The following is a 7,182-nucleotide window of genomic DNA, read 5'->3' as shown; positions in this document are numbered from 1 at the left end:
CTTCACGTAGTCGAAAGCGCGCTCGGCATCCGCGAAGTAAGTGATTGCCTGGAGAAGAGTTACAGGGCTTTTCATTTCTCGCACCTTCTATCCAAGAAAAGAATAACGCTTTTTGGCTTGTGTGTCAAGTTAGTTATTGCCTCTTTTTGGCGTTTATTTTGAGCGAGTTAGGCGTGATGGTGGGATCGAAGGGCTTGACGTTGAAAATTGGAACTGTTCCGGGAGTTTCGATTGGCCCCAGGGGGCGGAGGTTCTAAAGCTTACCGGAGCCACGAAAGACAAAAAGCAGGTTCTTCGCTCACCACCCCCAAACTGAAAAGCGTTTGGGGCTCCGTTCGCTCAGAATGACACCGCTCGTTGATGGGCGCGTTCCCTAGAATGACACCGAGAACTATGGGAAGAGTTCACTCCGCCATGTGCTGAAGCCGCTCAAAGACGGCATGCACAACGCGATCGCAGCGAGTTGCATGGAACAGAAGGGCGCCAGCGCTCGATGCTCCGGCGCGCTCCATCAGCTCAGACCGCAGCATCTCGTGCGCACGATGCAATCTAACCTTTACATTTGCGTCGGTCAGCGTTAAGACCTGTGCGGTTTCCGCGGTACTCATTTCCTCAAGGTCGCGCAGGACAAGAACGGAGCGGTACGCGACGGGGAGGGCAAGGATGGATTCCTCAAGCAGAGAAGTGAGTTCGCTGCGGGCGGCGTTGCTTTCGGGAGTGGGTGTATTCGCATATCGCGCAAGCATGGCTCCATTCTCCCCGTCGAAATCTTCCAGATCCATCGGATCCAGCTTGCCACGTGCTATGGAACGTTTAATTGCCTCATTGACGGCGATGCGTGTGAGCCAGGTGGAGAACAACGCGCGGCCTTCAAACTGGGCAAGATGCTCGAAAGCGCGAACATAGGACTCCTGCATCACCTCTTCACATTCCGAATCGTCCCGAATAATGCTGCGAATGGCGCGATAGATGCGCTGGTTGTGACGGCGCATGAGCACTTCGAAGAGGAGCGAGTCTCCCTGAAGAACGCGGGCAACGATTTCCTGGTCGGAGGCGATCTCGATCGGCGGTGTTCGGCTGGGTGAGTTTGCCATGGTCTCGCTCGGAATCATTCTACTTATTGGATCAGCCATGGTCATTTTGGTTACAACGACCAGTTTTGTAACCAATTTCGTTGTTACCGCTCCATTGAGCAGAAGGTGGCATGACGATGGCGAACAGATCGCGGCTGAATGTTGCGTGGTGGACGTTGCGCGTGGGGCTCGGGGCAGGGCCCTTCCTTGCCGGGCTGGACAAGTTCTTTAACCGGCTGACGAGCTGGGATATGTATCTAAACCCAGCGATTCCTCAGCTGCTGCACGTGGCGCCGACCACATTCATGCACATCGTAGGAGTGGTGGAGATGATCGCCGGAATCCTGGTCTTTACGAGGTTCACGCGGTACGCGGCGTACATCGTGATGGCGTGGCTGCTGGCGATCTCCGCAAGCCTGGTGACGCAGGGGCTATTCCTGGACATCGCGGTACGCGACGTTGAACTTGCTCTCGGGGCGTTTGTGCTGGCCAAGCTGACGGAGGTTCGCGAGGTAGAGGAAGCGTCAAGCGTCGGACAGGTAGGCGATCCAGCCGGGGCTTTTCGCCACCTTGCCTGAGTTTTGTTCACAATCCAACCAAAATTTGTAGGAGGAAAAGATGAAAAAAGCAATCGTATTGATGGGTGTTTTGCTGGCGCTGCCGTCGTTTGCGGCGGCCGAGGACTGGGCCAACGTATCGATGATCGATACGCAGTGTTCGACGAAGGCGAAGGCCAATCCTGATTCACATACGAAGTCGTGCGCCCTGGCCTGTGCCAAGAGCGGCTTTGGGATCATCGACAAGGATGGAAATTATCTGAAGTTCGATGCCAAGGGGAACCAGGAAGCGCTGAAGCTGCTGGAGAGCAGCGACAAGCAGGATCACATCCGGGTGGACGTGTCGGGAAAGAAAGACGGCGGCGTGATTCATGTGGATTCGGTGAAGTTGATGTAGCTGCACCCTGGAGCGAGAGTATTCGGCGGAATCCATTTGCGATTCCGCCGAAGGTCTTTTATGCCGTGAGTTCGCCGGCGGCGGCGAGCACCTCGGACACAACTTCTTTTACATCGTCGTCATTCGTGCGGTGATTGACTACGCACGCGCGCAACGCAAATTTTCCATTAATGGATGCGTTGGAGATGTAGACGCGGCCGCGACGGATTACCCTGTCGAGGATTTTGGCGTTCAGCGCATCGAGGTCGTCACTTTGCCGGGCGTAGCGAAAACATACTGCGCTGAGGGCAACGGGAGCAAGCCTTTCCAGGTCCGGTTCTGAGTCAACCGCATCTGCCAAAACCCGGGCGAGGCGCAAGTCGTCGCGAATGGATTGCTGAAATGCGCGGAGACCGTGGTAGCGCAGCGAAAGCCAGAGACTGAGCGCCCGAAAGGGTCGTGAGAGCTCAATGGACTCCTCGAAAAATGCAAACCCTTCGATGGCATCGGTGGAGAGCGTACGCGCATATTCCGCCGAATGGGAAAACGCGCGGCGCGCATCGGAGGGATCGCGATAGAGGAGGCAGCCGCAGCCGGTTGGCTGATAGAGCCACTTGTGCGGATCGAGTGAGATGGAGTCTGCAAGGGCAATGCCGTCGAAGGCCTCGGGAATGGCCATCGATGCAAGGGCGCCGTATGCACCGTCGATGTGCATCCAGAGCTTGAATTCATGGCAGATGCCGGCAATGGCGCGGAGAGGATCGATGCTGCCCGTTGCTGTGGTTCCCGCGCTGGCTACGACCGCAATGGGGATCTTGCCGGATGCGAGGTCGCGCAATCGCATCACGCAAGTCTTCAGTGCGCATACGGAAGTCGCCATCTACAGCAATGAGGCGAACGGCGTTGTGTCCAAGACCGAGAAGCGCCGCGGCCTTCGCAATCGACATGTGGGCTTCGGTGGAGCAGTAGACGACTCCACCGTGCGCGCCGGCTTCATTGGCGGTTGCCTTTGCTTCGCGAGCCATGCACAGGGCCATTAGGTTGGCGGAGGAACCGCCGAGGGTAAGACTGCCGCTGAAGCCCGCACAGCCGATGGCGCCGGCGAGCCAGCGCACGACTGTGCGCTCGATAGCGTTGGCAGACGGGCCCGAACGCCAGGCCGTCGCATTCTGGTGGAGCACGCTGGCGGCGAATTGACCGAGTGCTGCGATTGGCTCGCCCGATCCAAAGACGTATCCGAAAAAACGAGGGGATGCGGGACGGGACATCTCAAAAACCTGTGGCAACAGATTGAACGCAGCTCTTCCCATACCATCGACCGGCGGATCGGTGGCAAACAACTGCTCAACTTCGGCTCCGTTGATGGATTCCGGGTAGGCGCGCGCGAGGGGAAGGTCTTCGAGATATTTGGCGGTGAAGTCGGAGAGTTCGTGCGCAAGCGCGCGAAATTCTGCTGATTCCAGTGTCACAGTTCTTTGCATGGAGAGCCCCTGGGCAATCTTATCTCTGGAGTTTCGTCTGCCTCGGCTCATTGTGACTCGTGTGGTGAGTCTGAAGTATTTGACAGAAATGAGGAAAGACAAGGGCAGATTCTTCGCTCACCACCCCCAAACGGAACGACGTTGGGGCCCCGTTCACTCAGAATGACACCGCCTGTTATGGGAAGAAATTCAGACTCAGGACACCAGGCCCGTGCGAGATATGTCGCCCAGGGTCGATGGTGAAACATATACTTGTCGGTTCGTGAGATTCAGGGGGCGATGGCGCATGCGCGGAATGGGTTTGGCGTGGGTGGCGATTTTTGGAACCGGGAATCTAATTGCGCAAGGCAATGCGACGGCGCCGGGTGGGCTGGCGCACCAGCAGGTAGACAACCTGACGCGGCCGCTGGGGATTGACGATGCGACGCCGCGCTTTTCGTGGCAATTGAACGATTCAGCGCCTGGGGCGCGGCAGACGGCGTATCGCCTGCTGGTGGCAACGCGCGCGGAGTTGCTGATGGATGGCAAAGCGGACGTATGGGACAGCGGCAAGGTCACATCGGCGCGGTCGCTGAACGTGAAGTACGGGGGGCCGTCGGTAAAGCCGAGCACACAGTATTGGTGGCGTGTTGAAGTTTCAGGTCTGAACGGGAAAGCGTATCCGGCGAGCGCGGCGGAGTGGTGGGAAACAGGATTACTGGGCCAGGGGTGGCGCGGGGAGTGGATCGGCTGGGAGACGCGGGAAGAAGATGCTGTGCGCAAGGCACCCGCCGCCTGGATTGCGAACCCCGACGCGGTGCCGGGCGCAGCAAAGCCAAACAGCGAGCAGATATTCGCGTACCGGAAAAGCTTGAGCATTGATAAACCGGTGGAGCGGGCGGTTCTGTTTGCCACCGGTGAGGATACGGTTTCGGCGTGGGTGAACGGCGACAACGTAATGACTGCGGCGCCGTATCCGACGTATCACCACCTGGCGTGGCAGAAGTTTGAGCGAGGGGATGTGACGGGGCAGGTGAAGGAGGGGCAGAACACCATCGCGATCAAGTGCATGCACTATGTGGGCAAGTACGGTGAGGACAAACGCAAGGATGCTCCACCGATGATGGCGACGCTGTTGCTGTTCTACAAGGATGGAACGGCGTCGACCGTAGTGAGCGATCGTACCTGGACAACCGCAGTACTCGAACCCTCGGCGCAAGACCTCAGCATGGGACCGCCGGAGAGCCACGTCGTGGGCGCAACCAGAGAGTTGCAGCCAGACCCAGCAGGGGGTAGCGGCTGGAAAAATGTGGTCGTGTGGGCGCAGCAGAAGGGGCCGGAGGAGACGCCGGTGCTGAATCCGTGGATGACGGACAGCGTGAAGGTGTTGTGGAAGTCGTTTGAGGCGGGGAAATCCGTTAAGTCGGCGCGGCTGTATGCGACGGCGCTGGGAACCTATGAGGTATCTCTGAATGGTGCGCCGGTCAACGGCACCCATGTGGATTGGATGGCACCGGGGTGGACAGATTATCGCGAAAGGGTGCTGTACCAGACGTACGACGTAACGGATATGGTCAAGGCCGGACAGAATTGGCTGGAGGCACTGCTGGCGCCGGGTTGGTATTCCACTCCACTGGAATGGTTAGGGCAACCGAATAACTATGGTGATACGCCGCCGGCCTTCAAGGCGCAGCTGCGCATTGAACACGAGGACGGAAGCGTGGAGTGGGTGGCGACGGATGCGAGCTGGAAGGCGGACACGTCTTACATTTTGAACTCGGAGCTGTACGACGGGGAGACGCAGGATCTGGGGCGATTGCCGGAGACATGGAACAGAACAGGTGAAGGCGCCAAGAAGGGAGAGCCGGCCAAGATCGTTCATCCAAAGGAGATCAGCATTGAGGCGCAAAGCTTCGAGCCGATCCGGGTAGAGAAAATGCTCACCGGGCCAAAGATGACCGAGCCGAAGCCGGGCGTGTTTATTTACGACTTCGGGCAGAACATGGCAGGTGTGGAGAAATTGAGTGTGACCGGGCCGGCGGGGACGGATGTTCAGGTGCGTACGGGCGAGACACTGAATCCGGATGGGACGCTCTACACGGAGAATCTGCGAACGGCGAAGGCGACGGATCACTTCATTCTGGGGGGGCAAGGAATCGAAGAGCTGGTGCCGCAGTTTACGTTTCATGGGTTCCGGTACATCGAGGTGACGGGGCTGAAGAGCGCGCCGGAGCCGGGTGCTGTGTCGGCACTGGTGTTGCATACGGATTTTCCGTTCACGGCGAAGCTGACGACCGGCAATGAAATGGTGAACAAGCTGTGGAGCAATATTCTGTGGGGGGAGCGGTCGAATTTTGTCGGGCTGCCAACCGATTGTTCGCAGCGGGATGAGCGGCTGGGGTGGATGGCGGATGCGCAGGTGTTCTGGCGCGCGGCGTCGTACAACGCAGATCTGGCTGCGTTCACGCGGAAGTTCGCGGCCGATGAGCGCGGGACGCAGGTGGGGACGCCGTATTACGGAATCATTGCGCCGGGAACCGCGAGGATCGCGCCGGGTGTGGCGGCAGCGTGGAGCGATGCGGGGGTGATCATTCCGTGGACGTCGTGGCTGCAGACAGGCGACACCAGCGTGATCGACGAGAACTGGTCGGCGATGCGGAAGTATGTGGATGGTATCGACGCGCGCAATCCCGACGGGATATGGCACAACGATTCGGGGATTCCGTTCGGAGACTGGCTGTCGCTCGAAGGCAGAACGCTGGAGGACGTGGTGGCGACTGCGTACTGGGCGTACGACGTGAACATGCTGCGGGAGATGGCGCATGCAACGGGGCGTACCGAGGCGGAGCAGCATTACGCGCAACTCGAAGCCAAGATTCGCGAGGCGTTTCAGAAGAAGTTTGTACATGAGGGCGCCTACATTCCAGGGGCGGACTATAGTCCGTCGCCGTTCGGGGACATCGATAATCCCAACGCGAAGCCAAAAGGCGGCGATACGCAGACGACGTACGTGCTGGCGCTGCACATGAATCTTTTGCCGGAGGCGATGCGCGCGGAGGCGGCGGGAAGGCTGGTGAAAAAGATCGAAGAGAATCACGGGCTGCTGGGGACCGGCTTTGTGGGGACGCCGTACTTGTTGGAGGAGTTGACCAAGACGGGCCACACGAAGCTGGCGTACGATCTGCTGCTGAATACGGGGATGCCGTCGTGGGGATATCAGGTCGAGCATGGGGCGACGACGACGTGGGAGCGGTGGAACGGCGACCTGAAGATGGACGATCCGCAGATGAACTCGTTGAACCACTACGCGTATGGTGCGGTGGCGGACTGGATCTATCGCTTTGCCGCTGGAGTGGATGCGTCGCCGCTGGATGCGGGCTTCCATACCGTTGTGCTGCACCCGGAGTTCGATGCACGGTTGTCTCCGCTGAAGTTCGAGTACGAATCTTCGTATGGGGAGATCGAATCGAGCTGGACGATGAAGGGGAAGACCGTGGAATGGAATGTGACGCTGCCCGCGAATACGACGGGGCGACTCGAAGTGAAAACCGATGAAGCGGCATGGTGGACCGTGGAAGGCGTGCGGTTGAGTGAGAGTCCGCTGGCGAAGAAGGTGGAGGGCGGGTTTGAGTTGGAGGCGGGGAGTTACCGGTTTGTTAGAAGCAGGGACTAGGGACCAGGGACTAGGGACCAGGGGCCAGGGAATAGGGAATGGC

Annotated in this window: 4 protein-coding genes and 1 pseudogene; 3 read left to right on the top strand and 2 right to left on the bottom strand. The window is 58.8% G+C overall.

The genetic code is table 11. The features are described 5' to 3' along the window. Positions 1–404: 404 nt before the first annotated feature. Positions 405–1,094, bottom strand: coding sequence for an RNA polymerase sigma factor (locus VK574_RS09600; RefSeq protein ID WP_472799616.1), 690 nt, complete (start codon positions 1,092–1,094; stop codon positions 405–407). 116 nt (positions 1,095–1,210) lie between these two features. Here VK574_RS09600 and VK574_RS09595 point away from each other — a divergent pair, with 116 nt between their 5' ends. Both VK574_RS09595 and VK574_RS09590 read left to right on the top strand, forming a co-directional pair. Further along, positions 1,211–1,651 carry a DoxX family membrane protein gene (locus VK574_RS09595; RefSeq protein ID WP_472799615.1) on the top strand — a complete coding sequence of 147 codons (441 nt, stop codon included), beginning with the start codon at positions 1,211–1,213 and terminating at the stop codon, positions 1,649–1,651. Between the two features lie 40 nt (positions 1,652–1,691). Further along, positions 1,692–2,027 (top strand): hypothetical protein, encoded by a 336-nt coding sequence (locus tag VK574_RS09590; protein ID WP_472799614.1) that lies wholly within the window; start codon positions 1,692–1,694, stop codon positions 2,025–2,027. 58 nt (positions 2,028–2,085) lie between these two features. Here the strand turns inward: VK574_RS09590 and VK574_RS09585 are convergent. Continuing rightward, positions 2,086–3,274 (bottom strand): annotated as a pseudogene (locus VK574_RS09585) (pyridoxal phosphate-dependent decarboxylase family protein). Positions 3,275–3,773: 499 nt separating this feature from the next. On the opposite strand from VK574_RS09585, the gene VK574_RS09580 reads away from it, so the two are divergent. Continuing rightward, complete coding sequence (locus VK574_RS09580; protein WP_472799613.1) at positions 3,774–7,139, top strand: family 78 glycoside hydrolase catalytic domain; 3,366 nt, start codon at positions 3,774–3,776, stop codon at positions 7,137–7,139. Positions 7,140–7,182: the final 43 nt, after the last annotated feature.

The sequence above is a fragment of the Occallatibacter sp. genome, from assembly GCF_035317045.1.
Classification (GTDB): domain Bacteria; phylum Acidobacteriota; class Terriglobia; order Terriglobales; family Acidobacteriaceae; genus Telmatobacter.
This window is presented reverse-complemented; position numbering and strand designations above follow the sequence as displayed.